We start from the raw sequence: 16,551 nt of genomic DNA on the forward strand, positions 1-16,551 counted from the left end.
TCGCGCCACCCAGAAGCCGTGTCGGTGGGGAGCGGGACAGGTGCTTCAGGAAACGACGACGCTTCAGGCCTTGGGGGCCGCGGGAGCCGGCGCGTTCTTCGGAGGCCAGTTCTCCAGCTTCATGCCCAGCGACAGGCCCATCTCCGCGAGGATCTCCTTGATCTCCTTCAAGGACTTGCGGCCGAAGTTCTTCGTCTTGAGCATCTCCGCCTCGGTGCGCTGGACCAGGTCACCGATGGACTTGATGTTCGCCTGCTGCAGGCAGTTGGCCGAGCGCACCGACAGCTCCAGCTCGTCCACCGAGCGGAACAGGTTCTCGTTGAGCTTGGCCTCCTCCTTCGGCGCCTCGGCGACGACCGGCTCCTCGGTCTCGTCGAAGTTCACGAACACCGTGAGCTGCTCCTTGATGATCTTCGCCGCGTACGCCACCGCGTCCTGCGGCACCACGGAGCCGTCCGTCCAGACCTCGAGCGACAGCTTGTCGTAGTCCGTGACCTGACCGACGCGCGCGTTGGTGACCTGGTAGTTCACCTTGCGGATGGGCGAGAAGAGCGAGTCGATGGGGATGGTCCCGATGGGCGCGCCCGGCACCTTGTTGGTGGACGCCGGCACGTAGCCCCGGCCCCGGCGGCACGTCAGCTCCATGCGCACCTTGCCACCCTCGGAGACGGTGCAGATGTGGTGACCCGGGTTGAGGATCTCCACGTCCTGGTCCGCGATGAGGTCGCCCGCCTTCACTTCCTTGGGGCCCTCCACCTCGATGCGAAGCGTCTTCGTCTCGTTCGTGTGCATCCGGAGGAGGACCTCCTTCAGGTTCAACACGACGTCCGTGACGTCCTCGGCCACCTCGGGGATGGTCGTGAACTCGTGGTCCACGCCCTCAATCTTCACGGAGGTGATGGCCGCGCCCTGCAGCGACGACAGCAGCACCCGCCGCAGCGAGTTGCCCAGCGTCGTCCCGAAGCCGCGCTCCAGCGGCTCCGCCACGAACTTGCCGTACGTGGGGCTCAGCGAGTCCTGGTCCACTTCCATGCGGCGCGGCTTGATGAGGTCGCGCCAGTTCTTCGCAACAAACGTGTCGGCCATGGGGACTGCTCCTCTGGTCGTGCGCCATCACCCACTTCCCCGTCAGGGTGACGGGAGGACGGGCACGCGGGGGGACTGCGTAACAACCTCGCCTGGCGCGCGCAGGACGCGCCATCCAGGCGACAAAACGACAGGTGACAAAGCGACGACGCCCCGGCCTCATCGACCAGGGCGTCCACCGCGGGAGGGGCCCGCTGGCGGCGGGCCCGGCACCCCTGCTTACTTCGAGTACAGCTCGACGATGAGCTGCTCCTGGATGGGCATCGTCAGGTCCTCGCGGTTCGGGACCGTCTTGACCGTGCCCTTGAACGCCTTCTTGTCCAGGTCGATCCACTGCGGAACGCCACGGCGGTCCACCGTCTCCAGCGCCTCGGAGATGCGGAGCACCTTGCGGCTCTTCTCCGCCACCTCCACCGCGCTGCCCGGCTTCACGGCGAACGACGGGATGTTCACCCGGCGACCGTTCACCTGGAAGTGACCGTGGCGGACCAGCTGGCGCGCCTCGTTGCGCGTGTCCGCGAACCCCATGCGGAACACCACGTTGTCCAGGCGGAGCTCCAGCTGCTGCAGCAGGTTCTCACCCGTCTTGCCCTTGGCCGCGGACGCGCGGTGGTAGTACCCACGGAACTGGTTCTCGAGCAGGCCGTACATGCGCTTGACCTTCTGCTTCTCGCGCAGCTGCACGCCGTAGCCGGAGAACTTCACGCGGCCCTGGCCGTGCTGACCCGGGGGATAGGGGCGGCGCTCGATGGCGCACTTGTCCGTGTAGCAACGGTCGCCCTTGAGGTACATCTTCAGGTTTTCGCGCCGGCAGATACGGCAGGCGCTCGCGGTATAACGAGCCACGGAAACTCTCCTTGCAGATGGTCTGGAGCCGGGCCCGCCGCGAGGCGGGTCCCCGGCCCGAAGCGGTGATTAGACGCGGCGGCGCTTGGGCTGACGGCAGCCGTTGTGCGGGATGGGCGTCACGTCGCGGATGAGGCTGATCTTCAGGCCGGCGGCGGCCAGCGCGCGCAGCGCCGACTCACGGCCCGCGCCCGGGCCCTTCACGAACACCGTCACGCTCTTCAGGCCGTGCTCCATCGCCTTCGCGGCGGCGTCGCCAGCGGCCACCTGCGCCGCGAACGGCGTGGACTTGCGGCTGCCCTTGAAGCCGCGCGCTCCGGCCGACGACCAGGAGATCACGTTCCCGGACACGTCCGTGATCGTGATGATGGTGTTGTTGAACGTGGACTGGATGTGGACCACGCCGTTGAGGATGTTCTTCTTGCCCTTGCGCTTGCTCTTCTTCGCCGCAGGGGTCTCGCCACCCTCGGCACCGGCCGGCGCGGCGGCGGTATTGATCTCGTCAGCCATGTGAATCGCTGCTCCTGGGAGTAGGTGATCAACGCCCGCGCCTCACCTGGGGCGAGGCAGCGGGCGCCAGAGGGTTTAGCGGGCCGGAGCGGCCGGCTTCGCGCGAACGATGCCGCGCTTGGGACCCTTGCGGGTGCGCGCGTTGGTGTGGGTGCGCTGGCCACGAACCGGAAGACCCTTGCGGTGACGCAGACCCCGGTAGCAACCCAGGTCCATCAGCCGCTTGATGTTCATGGTCACCTCACGCCGGAGGTCACCCTCGACCTTGTACTTGGCCTCGATGATCTCACGGATCTTTCGAGCCTGGTCCTCGGTGAGGTCCTTGGTCCGGGTGGTGAGATCGATGCCCGCCTCGGTGATGATGTCGTGCGCGGTCTTGTTACCGATCCCGTAGATGTACTGAAGCGAGATCACCGCGCGCTTGTTGGGCGGCAGATCGATGCCGGCGATACGAGCCATCTTCGGTCTTCCTTCGTTGTGGAGTTGGTCTGAGGCAAGAGTCCCTTGAGGACGCTTAGCCCTGGCGCTGCTTGTGCCGGGGGTTGGAGGCGCAGATGACGCGCACGATACCCTTGCGGCGAACAACCTTGCACTTGTCGCAGATCTTCTTGACGGACGCCCGAACCTTCATGGAGCGAACTTCCTTCCTTCAGCAGAGAAAAGCACAACAGCCGGACCGCACAGGCGGCCGGCCCGGATTACTTGGCCCGGTACGTGATCCGTCCGCGGGTCAGGTCATACGGCGACAACTCGACCTTCACCTTGTCGCCCGGGAGGATACGGATGAAGTGCATCCGCATCTTGCCCGAGATGTGCGCGAGCACCTTGTGGCCGTTGTCCAGCACCACGCGGAACATCGCGTTCGGTAGGGGCTCCATCACGGTCCCCTCGACTTCGATGGAATCGTCCTTCGGCAAGCGTCAACCTTCTTCCCGGACCACGAACCTTCTGGAAGCGCGGCGGGATAACACTTTGGTCCGTAAGTAGCAAGCGCCGCGCGATCTGAAATCTGGACCTCTATCAACACCGACTGACACCACCCTATTTCACCCGGGGTCTGGGGCCCCGTCACCGCCGGGTGAGCACCTCCGGCCCCCGCTCCGAGATCAGGATGGTGTGCTCGAAGTGGGCGGACAACTTGCCGTCCACGGTGACGGCCGTCCACTCGTCCTCCAGGACCTCCACGTCGGGCGTTCCCTGGTTCACCATCGGTTCCACCGCCAGGACCATGCCCGGCCGCAGCTTCATCCCCGCCCCCGCCTGGCCGTGGTTCGGGACCTGGGGCGGCTCATGCAGCTTCCGGCCAATCCCATGCCCCGTGAAGTCGCGGACCACGGAGAACCCCCGTGCCTCCACGTGGGTCTGCACCGCGTGGCCAATGTCCCCGATCCGGTTGCCCGGCCGCATCACCTGGATGGCCTTCTCCAGGGACTGCCGGGTGGCGTCCACCAACGCCTGGGCCTCCGGCGTCACCTTCCCCACCGGCACGGTGCGCGCCGAGTCCCCGAAGAAGCCCCGGTAGACCACCCCGAAGTCCAGCTTCATCAGGTCACCGGCCGCGAGCCGCCGCCTCTTGCTGGGGATGCCATGGACGACCTCCTGGTTCACGGAGGCGCAGAGGACGCCCGGAAACCCGTGGTAGCCCTTGAACGCCGGCCTGGCGCCCTTCTTGGCGATGAGCTCCTCCGCCAGGGCATCCAGCTCCCACGTGGAGACCCCGGGAGCCACCGCCTTCTCCAACTCGTCCAGGATTTCACAGACGATCCGCCCGGCCTCCCGCATCAGGGCGATCTCAGCCGGGCTCTTGATCTCCACCGGGTTCATTCGCCCCTTTCCCTACCGGGCTGCTGCGCTGTCGGGAACCCGCGACCACTGGGGTGGCAGTCCGGACCGGCCCTGCCCCCGCCTCGCTGGCTGCACTCCAGGCTCAGGCAGGGCGCCCGGCGGCCTTCTTGATCTCCTCGTAGATGCCCTCCGGAGACCCGACGCCGTCCACGCTCTTGAGCAGCCCCTTCCTGGCGTAGAAGTCCTTCAGCGGGGACGTCTCCGCGTCGTACTTCTGCAGGCGCTTCTCGATGACCTCCGGGGTGTCGTCCGGACGCTGAACGAGCTCCGTGCCGCACTTGTCACACAGGCCCGCGCGCTTCGGCGGGCTCTGGGTGACGTGGTAGACGGACCCGTCATTGGGGCACACGCGCCGGCCGGAGCCACGCTCGACCAGCGTCGAGTGCGGGACCTCGAGCGACACCACGGCGTTCAGCTGCTTGCCCAGCCGCTCCAGCATCCGGTCCAGCGCGTCCGCCTGCCCCGGGGTGCGCGGGAAGCCGTCGAGCACGAAGCCCTGGGCCACGTCCGGCTCCTTCAGCCGCTCCTCCACGATGCCGATGACGACATCGTCCGGAACGTACTGCCCCGCGGCCATCAGCGGCCCGGCCACCTTGCCCAGCGGCGTGCCATCCTTCACGGCCTTGCGCAGGATGTCCCCGGTGGAGATCTGCGGGATCTTGAAGTCCGCGAACAGCTTCTTTGCCTGGGTACCCTTCCCGGCGTTCGGCGGCCCCAAAAGGATGAGGTTCATGTCGCTTCCTTGTACCTGCGTCCACCCTTGAACGACGAGGCGCCCCTCCCCGCCATTGGAGAGAGGCGCCCGGAACACAACCGATTGACGTCAGGCCGCCACGCGGACCCGACCACGGATGCGCGGACCGCGCGGACCCGCGAAGCCTTCGTAGTTGCGGCTGATGAGGTGACCCTCGATCTGCTGCACCGTGTCCAGCGCCACGCCCACCACGATGAGCAGCGCCGTGCCGCCGAAGGTGAACCGCACGCCCAGCACGCTGCTGATGACGGACGGAATCACGCAGATGACGGCCAGGTAGATGGCGCCTCCGAACGTGAGGCGGTTGAGCGTGCGCTCGATGAACTCCGCCGTCTGACGGCCCGGGCGGATGCCGGGGATGTAGCCACCCTGCTTCTTGATGTTGTCCGCCACGTCATCCGGCCGGAAGGTGAGCGCCGTGTAGAAGTAGGAGAAGAACACCACCAGCAGCACGAACAGGCCGTTGTAGACCCAGAGGTTGCCTTCGATGCTGCGCTGGAAGCCCTGCAGGAAGGGGAACCACGCGCCCAGCGTCGCAGGGAAGGACAGCACCGCGCCGGCGAAGATGGGGGGAATCACGCCCGAGGCGTTCACCTTCATGGGGAAGTACGTGGCCTGGCCCGCGAACATGCGACGGCCCGCCATGCGCTTGGCGTACTGGATGGGCACGCGCCGCATGCCCCGCTCCACGTAGACGACCACGCCGATGATGAGGAGCATGAAGAAGAGCAGGCCCAGCACCGCGGCCACGTTCACCACCTCCTGCGTCGTCAGGTCCAGCAGCGTCTTCGCGCCGGGCAGCACGCGCGCCACGATGCCCGCGAAGATGATGAGCGAGATGCCGTTGCCAATGCCGCGCTCGGTGATGCGCTCACCCAGCCACATGATGAAGGCCGTGCCCGCCGTGAGGCTGACCACCGTCATGAAGGTGAACCAGAGGTTGTCGTTGGGCACCACCACCTGGTTGAAGCCGCCCTGCCCCGCATCGGAGCGGCCCAGCGAGGCCAGCCACCGGGAGATGCCCACGCCCTGCACGATGGACAGCGCGATGCTGCCGTAGCGCGTGTACTGGTTGATCTTCTGGCGGCCCGCGGCGCCTTCCTTCTGCAGGCGCTCCAGGCTGGGCACCACCACCGCCAGGAGCTGGATGATGATGGAGGCGCTCACGTACGGCATGATGCCCAGACCGAAGATGGACATCTGCTCCAGCGCGCCGCCAGAGAAGAGATTGAACAGCGACACCAGGCCGCCCGATTGCTTCTGGGCGTCCATGAACGCGTTCATCGCCGAGCGATCCACGCCCGGCGTGTTGATGAAGATGCCGATGCGGTAGACGGACAGCAGCACGAGCGTGTACGCAAGCCGGCTGCGCAGCTCCGCGATGCGGAAGACGTTGGCGAAGGCGTTCAGGGCCACGGTAATGCCATCCTCTTCAAGAGGTTCTGCCAGCAACAACAAACGCCCCTCTCCGGTTCCGGAAAGGGGCGCGGAAGCCTACACAAGGCTGGGGGCGCGCACCACATCACCGTGATGCGCGCCGGTCACGCCTACGCCCGGGGCTGGCGAGGGGCCTTGACGCCCTTGCCGGCGTGGGCCTTGGCGGCCGACTCCGGCTTGTGCGCCACGAGGGGGAGCTCCTCCACGGAGCCGCCCGCCTTCTCGATGTTCTCGCGGGCGGCCGCGGACACCTTGTTCACCTTCACGCTGAGCTTCTTGGCGAGCTCACCGTGGGCCAGGACCTTCACGCCGTCGTAGCGGCCCTTGACCAGGCCCGCCTGCTTCAGGGCGGCCTCGTCCACCGTGGCGCCCGCGTCGAACACGTGCTCCAGGTCGCCCAGGTTCACCACCGCGTAGACGGTGCGGTTGGGCGGGTTGAAGCCGAACTTCGGCAGGCGGCGCTGCAGCGGGCTCTGGCCGCCTTCGAAGCCTTCGAACCGCATGTTGCCGCTGCGGGCCTTCTGGCCCTTGCCACCGCGGCCAGCCGTCTTGCCCAGGCCGCTACCCTGGCCACGGCCCACGCGCTTCTTGCGGTGCCAGGAGCCCTTCGGGCGCTTCAGATTGGTCAGGATGCTCATGTTGGATCCTCAGTTCTCAGGCCTTGGCCTTGGCGGCCAGGCGCTCCAGGGCGCGGTCCCGGGCGACAATCTTCCGGGGCTTGCGGCGCTTGGGCGCCGGGGCCTCCTGGCTGACCGTCTCCAGGGAGACCAGGTGCTTCACCTTGAACACCATGCCGCGCACCGCCGGGGTGTCCTTCAACAGCCGCTCGTCGCCGAACTTCTTCAGACCGAGGCCCTTGATGGTGGCCAGCATGTCCTCGGAAGAACCCGAGAAGCTCTTCGTCAGCTTAACCTTGAGCGCCATGACTAGCCCCTCGCCTCGCCCGCGAGCTTCTGGGTCTCGACGTCCTTGCCGCGCAGGCGCGCGACCTGCTCCGCGCTGCGCAGCTGCTTCAGGCCAGCCACCGTGGCCTTCAGCACGTTGTGCGGATTCCGCGAGCCCTGGCTCTTGGTCAGGATGTTGCGGATGCCCGCCGCCTCCAGCACCGCGCGCACCGCGCCACCGGCGATGACGCCCGTACCTTCGGAGGCCGGCTTCAGGAGCACCCAGCCGGCACCGAAGTGCCCCAGGATCTCGTGCGGGATGGTGTGGCCCATGCGCGGAACGCGGAACAGGTTCTTCTTCGCGTTCTCGCCGCCCTTGCGGATGGCCTCGGGGACCTCGTTGGCCTTGCCCAGGCCCACGCCCACGTGCCCGTTGCCATCGCCCACCACGACGAGCGCGGCGAACGAGAAACGGCGGCCACCCTTCACCACCTTGGCCACGCGGTTGATGTTCACCACGCGGTCGGTCAGGTCCAGATCGTTCGGATTGATCGGAGTTGCCACTTGAGGAATTCCTTTCTGGTACCTAGAACTTCAGGCCGGCCTCGCGCGCGGCGTCAGCCACGGCGGCGATGCGCCCATGGTAAGGGAAGCCGTTGCGGTCGAACACCACCGCATCGACGTTGGCGGCCTTGCACTTCTCCGCGATGAGGGAGCCCACGCGCTTCGCGTCGGCCTTCTTGTCGCCCTCGTCCTTGCCCTTCAGCTCCTTGGACAGGGACGACGCGAACGCCACCGTGCGGCCAGTGGAGTCGTCCACCACCTGCGCGTAGATGTGCTTGAGGCTCTTGTAGACCGACAGCCGCGGACGCTCCGTGGTGCCGGAGAGCTTCTTGCGGATGCGGTTCTTCCTCTTGAGGCGCTGATCGACAGTCTTGGACATGGCTGCTTCCTTTTCCGTCCGGCGGCGATGCGGCCTTCCGCCGCCGGATGATTCCGCCAGGCCTCACGGCCCGGCGGGGTTGAATGCTCGGCGAAGACGCGGCGACGACTAGGTCGTACCGGTCTTGCCCTCCTTGCGACGGATGCGCTCCTCGGCGTACTTGATGCCCTTGCCCTTATAGGGCTCCGGCGGACGCAGCGAGCGGATATTGACCGCCGTGGCCCCCAGGACCTCCTTGTCCGCCGAGCGGAGCGTGAGCCCCAGGGTCGGGAGGCTGTCCTCGGTGCGAGAGGTCTTGTCGACTTCCGCCGTCACGCCCTCCGGCAGGTTGAACACCACCGGGTGGGAGTAGCCGAGCGAGAAGTGGATGGCCTTGCCCTTCACTTCCGCGCGGAAACCAACGCCGCGGATGTCCAGGCGCTTCTCGAAGCCCGTGGACACGCCCTTCGCCGCGTTGGCGAGGATGGTCCGCGTCAGGCCGTGGAGGCTGCGGGCCTCGCGCGAGTCGTCCTCACGCTGCACCGTCACCTGGCCGTCCTTCACCTCCACCTTCACCTTGGCGGGGAGCTTGACGGACAGCTTGCCCTTGGGACCTTCGAAGTTTACCTGCTGGTTGGCGATGTTGACCTTCGTCTTGTCGCCAAGCTTGATCGCCAGTTTTCCAATCCGACTCATGATTGCCTCGTGCTGTCGTCGCCCGGGGCGCGCTCCTCGCGGGGCGCATCACCCAGGCTCCTGGCTAGTAGACCGTGCAGAGCAGCTCGCCGCCGACCTTCTGCTTCCGGGCCTCGGTGTCCACCAGGATTCCGCGCGAGGTGGAGAGGATGGAGATGCCCATGCCGCCGAGCACCGGCTGGATGTCGCGGGACGCGACGTAGCGGCGCAGGCCGGGCTTGGACACGCGGCGCAGGCCGGTGATGGCCGGGCTGCGGTCCGGGCCGTACTTCAGCTGGACGGTGATCTCGTTCTGCGGCGCGACCTCGTGGACGGTGAAGTCCCCGATGTAGCCCTCGTCCTTGAGGACCTTGATGATCTCCACCTTGAGCTTCGAGTGGGGGATGACGACCTTGTCGTGCCGCGCACGCGAGGCGTTGCGCAGGCGGGTCAGCATGTCGCCGACGGGATCATTGACCGGCATGAAGCACCTTCAAGCAAAGCAGCGGTCCCCTGGGGACGCACCGCACTTGCGGCCACCGCGCCTGCCGGGCCCATCCCGGGGGTTCGCGCTGACCGCCACTTCCCTACCACTTCCACCGGGACCGCCCTGCCCTCTTCAGGACAGGGGCGGTGCCTCGGGTCCAGCGCCTACCAGGACGACTTGGTGACGCCGGTGATCTCACCGCGCAGCGCGCGGTGACGCAGGCAGATACGGCACATCTTGAACTTGCGCAGGAAGGCGCGAGGACGACCGCAGAGACCGCAGCGGTTGTACTGACGCACGGGGAACTTCAGCTTGCGCTTCGCCTGGGCAATCTTGGAGAGCTTGGCCATGATCGATGGGAGTCCTGGGCTCGGTTACTGACGGAACGGCATGCCGAAGTGACGCATCAGCGCGAGGCCCTGCTCGTCGTTCCGGGCGGTGGTGACGAAGCTGATGTTGAGCCCCTTCACCTTTTCGATCTGATCGTAGTTGATTTCCGGGAAGATGATCTGCTCACGCACGCCGAGGGTGTAGTTCCCCTTGCCGTCGAAAGCCTTCGGGGACACGCCCTTGAAGTCACGCACGCGCGGCAGCGCGACGGTGATGAGGCGGTCCATGAACTCGAACATGCGGTCGCCGCGCAGCGTGACCGCGGCACCGATGGCCTGGCCCTGGCGCAGCTTGAAGTTCGCGATGGACTTGCGCGCGCGGGTCACGACCGGCTTCTGACCGGTGATGGCGGCCAGCTGGTCCACCGCCGACTCCAGGATCTTGTTGTTGGCGAGCGCCTCGCCCAGACCCATGTTGACGACGATCTTCTCCAGCCGCGGCACTTCCATGGGGTTCTTGAGCCCCAGCTCCTTCATCAGCGAAGGAACGCCTTCCGCGCGGAAGCGATCCTTGAGGCGCGCCGAGCGGGCCTTCAGGCCCTCCTCGATGTTCGCGGCGAAGCCGACCTTCTTGGCTTCTTCCTTGCCGCGCTTCTTGCTCTTCTTTTCCTTCGAGTCGGCCTTCTTCTCGTCAGCCATCTTTCGATCCTCTGCTTCGGAGCGCCGTCATGGACCCAGCGCGCCCGATCAGTCCTGCGTCTAGAACGTGGAAACACCCAGAGGGAACAACGATTTCAGCCCTCTGGACGCGCACGCCCGCCTGCCCCACCATCGGGTGGGGCAAGGGGCGCGCATACATGCCCGAACACCGACCCCTAGTCAATCAGGGCGTCGCACTGCTTGCAGAACCGCTTGGAGGACTCCCCCTCCTTGCGGATGCCGACGCGGGTCGGCTTGTCGCACTTGGCGCAGACCACCTGGACGCTCGAGAGCGCGATGGTGCCCGGCTTCTCGATGATGCCGCCCTCGGGGGACTGCGGCGTCTTGCGCAGGTGGCGCTTGACCAGGCGCAGGCCCTCGACCGTCACGCGGCCTGCCTCGCGGTCAACCTTCAGCACCTTGCCGCGCTTGGTCGCCGGCGTCTTCTCCGACCGCTCGGCACCGGAGATGACCTGGATGGTGTCACCGACTTTCAGCTTCTGCATGGCTTCCTCACTCTGGCTGTTCGCCGTCAGGCCTGCGTCCTCTTAGAGGACCTCGGGCGCCAGCGAGATGATCTTCATGAACTTACGGGCACGCAGCTCACGGGCGACCGGCCCAAAGATGCGCGTCCCGATGGGCTCCAGGTCCTTGTTGATGAGGACCGCCGAGTTGCCGTCGAACTTGATGTAGCTGCCGTCCGGACGACCCACCTCGCGACGGGTGCGGACGATGACGGCCTTGGCCACGTCACCCTTCTTCACCTTGGAGTTGGGCAGGGCCTCGCGGATCGACACGACGATCACGTCGCCGATGGAGGCGTACTTGCGCTTGGAGCCGCCGAGAACCTTGATGCAAAACACCTTCTTGGCGCCCGAGTTGTCGGCCACATCGAGCACACTCTGCATCTGAATCATGTGAAGTCTCCTCTTGCTCGAACCGGTCCACGCGCGTCATGGCGCACGGACCCGGTGTGGCCTACCTAGACGTTCTTGCTCTTCTCCAGGACCTCGACCACGCGCCAACGCTTGTCCTTCGAAGCGGGCTTGGTCTCGGCGATGCGCACCCGGTCACCCTCGTTGATGGTGACCTTCTTCGGGTAGTCATGGTCCTCGACGTGCGCCTTGTACTTCTCGCGCAGGCTCATGATCTTCCCGTACTTCGGGTGGGGAGCGCGACGCTGGACGGTGACGACCACCGTCTTCTGCATCTTGTTGGAGGTGACGATGCCCACGCGGGTCTTGGGACGACCCCGGGTGGAGGTCTCGGCAGCGGGCGTTTCGGTCGCTTCAGCCATGTTGGTTCTCACTGTCTGTCATGCACCCGGGCCCTCTGCCCGGATGGCCGCGGACACCGGGTGAGCCCGGATGCCCGCGGATGCACTGCTACTACCCCGCCTTGGCCGCCCGGGCCTTCTCGCCCAGGACGGTGAGGATGCGGGCCAGATCGCGGCGGTGCTGCACGCCCTCGGCGGGGCTGTCCAGCGAGCCGGTCCGACGCTTGAGCCGATCCTGGACCAGCGTCTCGCGCAGTTCCTTCGCGCGGTTCTGCAGGTCGTCCGTCGACAGTTCCTTCAGTTCCTTCGCAGTCGCCATCTTGGTCTCCTCGGCGCGGGATGCGGGCGCCCTCCCCTGTCACCAGGTGGAGCGCCCGTCCCGGCGGTGCGTGACTACAGCGAGAGCTCGCTGCGGCGCACGATCTTGGTGAGCACCGGCAGCTTCGCCTGCGCCAGCTTCAGCGCACCGGTGGCGATCTCCTGCGTCATGCCCTCCATCTCGTAGAGGACGCGTCCCGGCTTCACCACCGCGACGTAGTACTCCACGCCACCCTTGCCGGTACCCATACGGGTCTCGGCGGGCTTCTTCGTGATGGGCTTGTCCGGGAAGATCCGGATCCAGATCTTGCCGCCGCGCTTCACGTGGCGGGTCATCGCGATACGGGCCGCCTCGATCTGACGCGAGGTGATCCATCCCGGCTGGAGGCTCACCAGGCCGAACTCACCGTAGGTGAGGTCGCTGCCGCGGTGGGCCGAGCCGAACATGCGGCCCTTCTGCATCTTGCGGTATTTGGTTCGAGCAGGCTGAAGCATGGTCGCTGTCCTTCGTGCCTCACGCGCAGGGCGGGCTTATCAAGGCCCGCCCCGCCGGGGGCGAATTACCGGTTGGTGGGCATGGGGGGCTGGCCACCCTTGCCCGGGAGAACCTCTCCCTTGCAGATCCAGACCTTGCAGCCAATCTTGCCGTAGGTCGTCTTGGCCTCGGCGAAGCCGAAGTCGATGTCCGCGCGGAGGGTGTGCAGGGGCACGCGGCCCTCGCGGTACCACTCGTAGCGGGCCATCTCGGCGCCACCCAGGCGGCCGGAGCAGGCCACGCGGATGCCCTTGGCCCCGAACTTCATCGCGGTCTGCAGCGCCTTCTTCATGGCGCGGCGGAAGGCGATGCGGCGCTCGAGCTGCGTGGCGATGTTCTCCGCCACGAGCTGCGCGTCGGTCTCGGCCTTGCGGACCTCGACGATGTTCAGGAAGACCTCGTTCTTGGTGAACTGCTGGAGGTCCTTCTTGACGGTCTCGATGCCAGCGCCGCGCTTGCCGATGACGATGCCCGGACGCGCGGTGTGGACGTTGACCTTCACCTTGTTGGCGGCGCGCTCAATCTCCACCTTGGACACGCCCGCGTGGTTCAGCGACTTCTTGACGAACTCGCGGATGCGGATGTCCTCGTGGAGCCACTGAGCGTAGTTCTTGTGCTCGAACCACTTGGAGTCCCAGGTCTTGATGACGCCGAGCCGGAACCCGATCGGATGAACTTTCTGTCCCAAACTGATTCTCCTTGGTGCGTCCGGGCAGGGCCCGACGGGTCCTACTTCTTGGCCTCGGCCAGCACGACGTGGACGTGGGCAGACTTCTTCTGGATGGGCGTCGCGCGCCCCATGGCGCGCGGCATGAACCGGCGCTGCGTGGCGGCCTGGTCCACGGAGATGGTCTTGACGTAGAGGGTATCCACGTCGACCTGGCCCTTGGACAGGTCCGTCGCGTTGGCAACGGCGCTCTTGATGAGCTTCTCCACCGGCCGCGCGGCGGCGCGCGGGGTGAACTTCAGGATGTTCAGGGCGGCCTCGACAGGCTTGCCCCGGACGAGCGCCGCGACGAGGGACAGCTTGCGCGGGCTCATGCGCAGGTGACGCAGATGTGCAGTCGACTCCATGGTCATCTCCTCAGGCTCTCAGGCGTACGTGCGGGCTACTTGCCCGGGGCCTTGGCGACCTTCTTCTCCGCCGAGTGCCCGCCGAAGGTGCGCGTCGGAGCGAACTCGCCGAGCTTGTGGCCCACCATGTTCTCCGTCACGAACACCGGAATGAACTTCTTGCCGTTGTGCACGGCGAAGGTGTGACCCACGAACTCAGGGAGAATCGTGGAGCGCCGGGACCAGGTCTTGACGACCGCCTTCTTGTTCGCGGCGATCATCCCCTCGATCTTCTTGAGGAGGTGATCGTCGACGAACGGACCCTTCTTGATCGAACGAGCCATGTTTCAAATCCTCTTACTGGCTGCGCGCGCCCTGGCGGCGGCCGCTCACGATGAACTTGTCGGTGCGCTTGTTGGTGCGCGTGGTGAGACCCTTGGTCTTCTTGCCCCAAGGCGACACCGGGTGGGGGTTACCCTGGCCGGACTTGCCCTCACCACCACCGTGCGGGTGGTCGACGGGGTTCATGGCCAGACCGCGGACGGTGGGACGGATGCCCAGCCAGCGGCTCTTACCCGCCTTGCCGATGCGGATGATTTCGTGCTCGATGTTGCCCACCTGACCCACGGTGGCGCGGCACTCGATGAGCACCTTGCGCACGGCGCCCGAGGGCATACGGACCTGGGCGTAGCGCTCCTCCTTCGCCATCAGCTGGCCGGAGGTGCCCGCGGAGCGGATGACCTGGGCGCCACGGCCCGGCTTCAGCTCCACGTTGTGGATGACCGTACCCACCGGGATGTTCTGCAGCGGCAGGCTGTTGCCCGGGCGGATGTCGGCGGTGGCGCCGGCGAACACGGTGTCGCCCACGCTCAGGCCCACGGGGGCGAGGATGTAGCGCTTGTCGCCGTCCGCGTAGTGCAGGAGGGCGATGTTGGCGGTGCGGTTCGGGTCGTACTCAACCGCGACGACCTTGGCCGGCACGCCATCCTTGTCCCGACGCTTGAAGTCGATGACGCGGTAGCGGCGCTTGTGCCCCCCACCCTGGTGGCGGCGGGTGATGTGCCCGTGGACGTTGCGGCCACCGGAGCGCTTGATGGGCTCGGTGAGCGACTTCTCCGGGGAGTCCTTGGTGATGTCCGCGAAGTCGGACACCGTCATCAGACGGCGGGCGGCGCTGGTCGGCTTGTACTTCTTGATGCCCATGGTGTGTTCCTCTCAGGCGGATCCGGACGCCAGTGGCGTCAGACCGCTCCCCCTTCGAAGAGTTCGATCTTGTCACCCTCCTTCAGGGTGACGACCGCCTTCTTGAAGTTGGGGCGCTGGCCGATGTTCTTGCCCACCCGCTTCGTCTTGCCACGCACGATGTTGGTGCGAACACCCTCCACCGTGACCTTGAACAGGGCCGTGACCGCGCGGGACACGTCGTGCTTCGTGGCCTTGCGGTCCACGATGAACGAGTACTGGCGGAACTTCTCCCGGGCCTTGTCCAGCTTCTCCGTGATGAGCGGGCCCTTGATGACGTCGTTCAGGTTCATGACAGGGACCCCTCGAGCGCCTTGGCGGCGGCGGAAGTCAGGACGATGTGCGAGTGCTTGAGCACGGACTCGAGGTTGAGGCCCTCGGGCGGCAGCACGTCGAACTTCGCCAGGTTGCGCACGCTGCGGTGCAGGTTGGTGTTGCCGCGCTCGTCGATGACCAGCGCGTTCTGGAGCTTCATGCGCCGGGTGAGCACCTCGAAGGCCTGCTTCGACTTCGGGGCGTCCAGCTTGAAGCCATCCAGGATGATGAGCTGCTTCTCCCGAGCGCGCAGGGACAGCGCGGCGCGCAGGGCACCACGGCGGACCTTGCGGGGCGGCCGGTAGAAGTAGTCGCGGGCCTTGGGGGCCATCGCCTTGCCGCCGCCCACCCAGTGGGAGGCGCGGATCGAGCCCTGGCGGGCGCGACCGGTGCCCTTCTGCTTCCAGGGCTTCTTGCCGCCGCCGCTGACGAGCGAGGTGTTCTTCACCCCGACCGTGCCCCGGCGCCGGTTGATCTGCTGCATCTTCGCCACCTCGTAGAACAGGTGGGTGTTCGGCTCAGCGCCGAAGATCTCGTCGGACAGCTCGATCTCCGACACCTTCTTCAAATCCAGGTCGACTACGTCAAACTTCGCCATGGCACTTTCCTCGGGGGTCAGAGTGAAACCACTCCGACGCCATCCCGCTTCCTAGGACTTGATCTCGACGTCAACGCCGGCAGACAGATCCAGCTTCATCAGCGCGTCCAGCGTCTGCTGGGTCGGCTCGAGGATATCGAGCAGGCGCTTGTGCGTGCGGATCTCAAACTGCTCGCGGCTCTTCTTGTCCACGTGCGGCGAACGCAACACGGTGAACTTGTTGATGCGCGTCGGCAGGGGGATCGGACCAGCCACCTTGGCGCCCGTGCGCTTGGCCGTCTCGACGATCTCCCCAGCACTCTGATCCAGGAGCTTCGAGTCGTACGCCTTCAGCCGGATGCGGATCTTCTGTGTCGCCATTCGCAAGAACCTCTTTGAACGACCTCTGGGAACCGTGAGGCGGTACGCCCGTCAACGCCTGGATTTCAGAGAACCGTTTCTTCGGAACGAAGGGGCGCGGTGTGTACCACCACACCCCAGGGGTTGCAACTGGATTCCCACCGGCTCCCCGGAAAGGCCCCCAAGGGCCCCACCCGGGAGCTGGTGGACTGAGCACTACGCGATGATTTCAGCCACGACGCCCGCGCCCACCGTGCGGCCGCCTTCACGAACCGCGAACCGGAGCTCCTTCTCCATCGCGACCGGGGTGATGAGCTCCACCTCGATGGCGATGTTGTCGCCCGGCATGACCATCTCGACGTTGTCCGGCAGCTTCACCGTGCCCGTCACGTCCGTGGTGC

General features: G+C 66.2%; 29 protein-coding genes and 1 pseudogene. All 30 read right to left on the reverse strand.

Features of this window, described 5'->3' with window-relative positions; all coding sequences use genetic code 11:
• Positions 1 to 63: 63 nt before the first annotated feature.
• Complete coding sequence (locus tag U8525_RS29550) at positions 64 to 1,086, reverse strand: DNA-directed RNA polymerase subunit alpha (RefSeq protein WP_014395886.1); 1,023 nt, start codon at positions 1,084 to 1,086, stop codon at positions 64 to 66.
• Between the two features lie 219 nt (positions 1,087 to 1,305).
• Positions 1,306 to 1,932, reverse strand: coding sequence for a 30S ribosomal protein S4 (gene rpsD, locus U8525_RS29555; RefSeq protein ID WP_014395885.1), 627 nt, complete (start codon positions 1,930 to 1,932; stop codon positions 1,306 to 1,308).
• A 69-nt stretch (positions 1,933 to 2,001) separates the two neighbouring features.
• The gene (gene rpsK, locus U8525_RS29560) at positions 2,002 to 2,442 is read right to left on the reverse strand and encodes a 30S ribosomal protein S11 (RefSeq protein WP_223645262.1); all 441 of its coding nucleotides are present in this window, start codon (positions 2,440 to 2,442) and stop codon (positions 2,002 to 2,004) included.
• A 75-nt stretch (positions 2,443 to 2,517) separates the two neighbouring features.
• On the reverse strand, positions 2,518 to 2,901 hold the full coding sequence (rpsM, locus tag U8525_RS29565) for a 30S ribosomal protein S13 (protein WP_120552124.1): 384 nt from the start codon (positions 2,899 to 2,901) through the stop codon (positions 2,518 to 2,520).
• Between the two features lie 55 nt (positions 2,902 to 2,956).
• Complete coding sequence (gene rpmJ, locus U8525_RS29570; RefSeq protein ID WP_002633586.1) at positions 2,957 to 3,073, reverse strand: 50S ribosomal protein L36; 117 nt, start codon at positions 3,071 to 3,073, stop codon at positions 2,957 to 2,959.
• 67 nt (positions 3,074 to 3,140) lie between these two features.
• Positions 3,141 to 3,359, reverse strand: coding sequence for a translation initiation factor IF-1 (infA, locus tag U8525_RS29575; RefSeq protein ID WP_002614803.1), 219 nt, complete (start codon positions 3,357 to 3,359; stop codon positions 3,141 to 3,143).
• Between the two features lie 151 nt (positions 3,360 to 3,510).
• Positions 3,511 to 4,266, reverse strand: a complete 756-nt coding sequence (gene map, locus U8525_RS29580; protein WP_374270058.1) for a type I methionyl aminopeptidase — start codon at positions 4,264 to 4,266, stop codon at positions 3,511 to 3,513.
• 103 nt (positions 4,267 to 4,369) lie between these two features.
• Complete coding sequence (locus U8525_RS29585; protein WP_374270059.1) at positions 4,370 to 5,020, reverse strand: adenylate kinase; 651 nt, start codon at positions 5,018 to 5,020, stop codon at positions 4,370 to 4,372.
• A 90-nt stretch (positions 5,021 to 5,110) separates the two neighbouring features.
• Complete coding sequence (gene secY / locus U8525_RS29590) at positions 5,111 to 6,457, reverse strand: preprotein translocase subunit SecY (protein ID WP_374270060.1); 1,347 nt, start codon at positions 6,455 to 6,457, stop codon at positions 5,111 to 5,113.
• A 131-nt stretch (positions 6,458 to 6,588) separates the two neighbouring features.
• Complete coding sequence (gene rplO / locus U8525_RS29595) at positions 6,589 to 7,116, reverse strand: 50S ribosomal protein L15 (protein WP_374270061.1); 528 nt, start codon at positions 7,114 to 7,116, stop codon at positions 6,589 to 6,591.
• A 16-nt stretch (positions 7,117 to 7,132) separates the two neighbouring features.
• Positions 7,133 to 7,402 carry a 50S ribosomal protein L30 gene (rpmD, locus tag U8525_RS29600; protein WP_120532358.1) on the reverse strand — a complete coding sequence of 90 codons (270 nt, stop codon included), beginning with the start codon at positions 7,400 to 7,402 and terminating at the stop codon, positions 7,133 to 7,135.
• A gap of 2 nt (positions 7,403 to 7,404) precedes the next feature.
• Positions 7,405 to 7,926: a 30S ribosomal protein S5 gene (rpsE, locus tag U8525_RS29605; protein WP_223645256.1), complete on the reverse strand. Its 522-nt coding sequence runs from the start codon at positions 7,924 to 7,926 to the stop codon at positions 7,405 to 7,407.
• A 22-nt stretch (positions 7,927 to 7,948) separates the two neighbouring features.
• On the reverse strand, positions 7,949 to 8,305 hold the full coding sequence (rplR, locus tag U8525_RS29610) for a 50S ribosomal protein L18 (RefSeq protein WP_374270062.1): 357 nt from the start codon (positions 8,303 to 8,305) through the stop codon (positions 7,949 to 7,951).
• Positions 8,306 to 8,413: 108 nt separating this feature from the next.
• Positions 8,414 to 8,980 (reverse strand): 50S ribosomal protein L6, encoded by a 567-nt coding sequence (gene rplF, locus U8525_RS29615; protein ID WP_374270063.1) that lies wholly within the window; start codon positions 8,978 to 8,980, stop codon positions 8,414 to 8,416.
• A 64-nt stretch (positions 8,981 to 9,044) separates the two neighbouring features.
• On the reverse strand, positions 9,045 to 9,443 hold the full coding sequence (rpsH, locus tag U8525_RS29620) for a 30S ribosomal protein S8 (RefSeq protein WP_374270064.1): 399 nt from the start codon (positions 9,441 to 9,443) through the stop codon (positions 9,045 to 9,047).
• A 167-nt stretch (positions 9,444 to 9,610) separates the two neighbouring features.
• A complete protein-coding gene (locus U8525_RS29625) occupies positions 9,611 to 9,796 on the reverse strand; it encodes a type Z 30S ribosomal protein S14 (RefSeq protein ID WP_014395873.1) in 186 nt (61 codons plus the stop codon).
• A gap of 24 nt (positions 9,797 to 9,820) precedes the next feature.
• Positions 9,821 to 10,474: a 50S ribosomal protein L5 gene (rplE, locus tag U8525_RS29630; RefSeq protein ID WP_120552132.1), complete on the reverse strand. Its 654-nt coding sequence runs from the start codon at positions 10,472 to 10,474 to the stop codon at positions 9,821 to 9,823.
• Between the two features lie 176 nt (positions 10,475 to 10,650).
• Positions 10,651 to 10,980, reverse strand: a complete 330-nt coding sequence (rplX, locus tag U8525_RS29635) for a 50S ribosomal protein L24 (RefSeq protein WP_374270065.1) — start codon at positions 10,978 to 10,980, stop codon at positions 10,651 to 10,653.
• Between the two features lie 42 nt (positions 10,981 to 11,022).
• Positions 11,023 to 11,391, reverse strand: coding sequence for a 50S ribosomal protein L14 (gene rplN / locus U8525_RS29640; RefSeq protein WP_223645253.1), 369 nt, complete (start codon positions 11,389 to 11,391; stop codon positions 11,023 to 11,025).
• 65 nt (positions 11,392 to 11,456) lie between these two features.
• Positions 11,457 to 11,783, reverse strand: a complete 327-nt coding sequence (gene rpsQ, locus U8525_RS29645; protein WP_169821648.1) for a 30S ribosomal protein S17 — start codon at positions 11,781 to 11,783, stop codon at positions 11,457 to 11,459.
• 79 nt (positions 11,784 to 11,862) lie between these two features.
• A complete protein-coding gene (gene rpmC / locus U8525_RS29650; RefSeq protein WP_374270066.1) occupies positions 11,863 to 12,069 on the reverse strand; it encodes a 50S ribosomal protein L29 in 207 nt (68 codons plus the stop codon).
• Between the two features lie 74 nt (positions 12,070 to 12,143).
• A complete protein-coding gene (gene rplP / locus U8525_RS29655; RefSeq protein WP_014395867.1) occupies positions 12,144 to 12,563 on the reverse strand; it encodes a 50S ribosomal protein L16 in 420 nt (139 codons plus the stop codon).
• A 65-nt stretch (positions 12,564 to 12,628) separates the two neighbouring features.
• Positions 12,629 to 13,291: a 30S ribosomal protein S3 gene (gene rpsC / locus U8525_RS29660; protein ID WP_374270067.1), complete on the reverse strand. Its 663-nt coding sequence runs from the start codon at positions 13,289 to 13,291 to the stop codon at positions 12,629 to 12,631.
• A gap of 41 nt (positions 13,292 to 13,332) precedes the next feature.
• On the reverse strand, positions 13,333 to 13,677 hold the full coding sequence (gene rplV, locus U8525_RS29665) for a 50S ribosomal protein L22 (RefSeq protein ID WP_223645251.1): 345 nt from the start codon (positions 13,675 to 13,677) through the stop codon (positions 13,333 to 13,335).
• A gap of 35 nt (positions 13,678 to 13,712) precedes the next feature.
• Positions 13,713 to 14,000, reverse strand: a complete 288-nt coding sequence (rpsS, locus tag U8525_RS29670) for a 30S ribosomal protein S19 (protein WP_014395864.1) — start codon at positions 13,998 to 14,000, stop codon at positions 13,713 to 13,715.
• Positions 14,001 to 14,013: 13 nt separating this feature from the next.
• The gene (rplB, locus tag U8525_RS29675) at positions 14,014 to 14,859 is read right to left on the reverse strand and encodes a 50S ribosomal protein L2 (protein WP_120607018.1); all 846 of its coding nucleotides are present in this window, start codon (positions 14,857 to 14,859) and stop codon (positions 14,014 to 14,016) included.
• A 38-nt stretch (positions 14,860 to 14,897) separates the two neighbouring features.
• Positions 14,898 to 15,191, reverse strand: a complete 294-nt coding sequence (locus tag U8525_RS29680; RefSeq protein WP_223645249.1) for a 50S ribosomal protein L23 — start codon at positions 15,189 to 15,191, stop codon at positions 14,898 to 14,900.
• On the reverse strand, positions 15,188 to 15,811 hold the full coding sequence (gene rplD / locus U8525_RS29685; protein WP_223645248.1) for a 50S ribosomal protein L4: 624 nt from the start codon (positions 15,809 to 15,811) through the stop codon (positions 15,188 to 15,190). Before rplD ends, U8525_RS29680 begins: the two co-directional genes overlap by 4 nt.
• Before the next feature lie 51 nt (positions 15,812 to 15,862).
• Positions 15,863 to 16,171 carry a 30S ribosomal protein S10 gene (gene rpsJ, locus U8525_RS29690; protein ID WP_002633608.1) on the reverse strand — a complete coding sequence of 103 codons (309 nt, stop codon included), beginning with the start codon at positions 16,169 to 16,171 and terminating at the stop codon, positions 15,863 to 15,865.
• 195 nt (positions 16,172 to 16,366) lie between these two features.
• A pseudogene (gene tuf / locus U8525_RS29695) lies at positions 16,367 to 16,551 on the reverse strand (elongation factor Tu); the annotation flags it as partial.

The sequence above is a fragment of the Corallococcus sp. RDP092CA genome (assembly GCF_041903675.1).
Classification (GTDB): domain Bacteria; phylum Myxococcota; class Myxococcia; order Myxococcales; family Myxococcaceae; genus Corallococcus.

Excerpts from the sequence above, each read along its gene's own strand:
- U8525_RS29550 (WP_014395886.1), bottom strand. The coding sequence starts at position 1,086 with ATGGCCGACACGTTTGTTGCGAAGAACTGGCGCGACCTCATCAAGCCG.
- rpsK (WP_223645262.1), bottom strand. The coding sequence starts at position 2,442 with ATGGCTGACGAGATCAATACCGCCGCCGCGCCGGCCGGTGCCGAGGGT.
- rpsM (WP_120552124.1), bottom strand. The coding sequence starts at position 2,901 with ATGGCTCGTATCGCCGGCATCGATCTGCCGCCCAACAAGCGCGCGGTG.
- rpmJ (WP_002633586.1), bottom strand. The coding sequence starts at position 3,073 with ATGAAGGTTCGGGCGTCCGTCAAGAAGATCTGCGACAAGTGCAAGGTT.
- map (WP_374270058.1), bottom strand. The coding sequence starts at position 4,266 with ATGAACCCGGTGGAGATCAAGAGCCCGGCTGAGATCGCCCTGATGCGG.
- U8525_RS29585 (WP_374270059.1), bottom strand. The coding sequence starts at position 5,020 with ATGAACCTCATCCTTTTGGGGCCGCCGAACGCCGGGAAGGGTACCCAG.
- rplO (WP_374270061.1), bottom strand. The coding sequence starts at position 7,116 with ATGAGCATCCTGACCAATCTGAAGCGCCCGAAGGGCTCCTGGCACCGC.
- rpmD (WP_120532358.1), bottom strand. The coding sequence starts at position 7,402 with ATGGCGCTCAAGGTTAAGCTGACGAAGAGCTTCTCGGGTTCTTCCGAG.
- rplR (WP_374270062.1), bottom strand. The coding sequence starts at position 8,305 with ATGTCCAAGACTGTCGATCAGCGCCTCAAGAGGAAGAACCGCATCCGC.
- rplF (WP_374270063.1), bottom strand. The coding sequence starts at position 8,980 with ATGAGTCGGATTGGAAAACTGGCGATCAAGCTTGGCGACAAGACGAAG.
- rpsH (WP_374270064.1), bottom strand. The coding sequence starts at position 9,443 with ATGCCGGTCAATGATCCCGTCGGCGACATGCTGACCCGCCTGCGCAAC.
- U8525_RS29625 (WP_014395873.1), bottom strand. The coding sequence starts at position 9,796 with ATGGCCAAGCTCTCCAAGATTGCCCAGGCGAAGCGCAAGCTGAAGTTC.
- rplE (WP_120552132.1), bottom strand. The coding sequence starts at position 10,474 with ATGGCTGACGAGAAGAAGGCCGACTCGAAGGAAAAGAAGAGCAAGAAG.
- rplX (WP_374270065.1), bottom strand. The coding sequence starts at position 10,980 with ATGCAGAAGCTGAAAGTCGGTGACACCATCCAGGTCATCTCCGGTGCC.
- rplN (WP_223645253.1), bottom strand. The coding sequence starts at position 11,391 with ATGATTCAGATGCAGAGTGTGCTCGATGTGGCCGACAACTCGGGCGCC.
- rpmC (WP_374270066.1), bottom strand. The coding sequence starts at position 12,069 with ATGGCGACTGCGAAGGAACTGAAGGAACTGTCGACGGACGACCTGCAG.
- rplP (WP_014395867.1), bottom strand. The coding sequence starts at position 12,563 with ATGCTTCAGCCTGCTCGAACCAAATACCGCAAGATGCAGAAGGGCCGC.
- rplV (WP_223645251.1), bottom strand. The coding sequence starts at position 13,677 with ATGGAGTCGACTGCACATCTGCGTCACCTGCGCATGAGCCCGCGCAAG.
- rpsS (WP_014395864.1), bottom strand. The coding sequence starts at position 14,000 with ATGGCTCGTTCGATCAAGAAGGGTCCGTTCGTCGACGATCACCTCCTC.
- rplB (WP_120607018.1), bottom strand. The coding sequence starts at position 14,859 with ATGGGCATCAAGAAGTACAAGCCGACCAGCGCCGCCCGCCGTCTGATG.
- U8525_RS29680 (WP_223645249.1), bottom strand. The coding sequence starts at position 15,191 with ATGAACCTGAACGACGTCATCAAGGGCCCGCTCATCACGGAGAAGCTG.
- rplD (WP_223645248.1), bottom strand. The coding sequence starts at position 15,811 with ATGGCGAAGTTTGACGTAGTCGACCTGGATTTGAAGAAGGTGTCGGAG.
- rpsJ (WP_002633608.1), bottom strand. The coding sequence starts at position 16,171 with ATGGCGACACAGAAGATCCGCATCCGGCTGAAGGCGTACGACTCGAAG.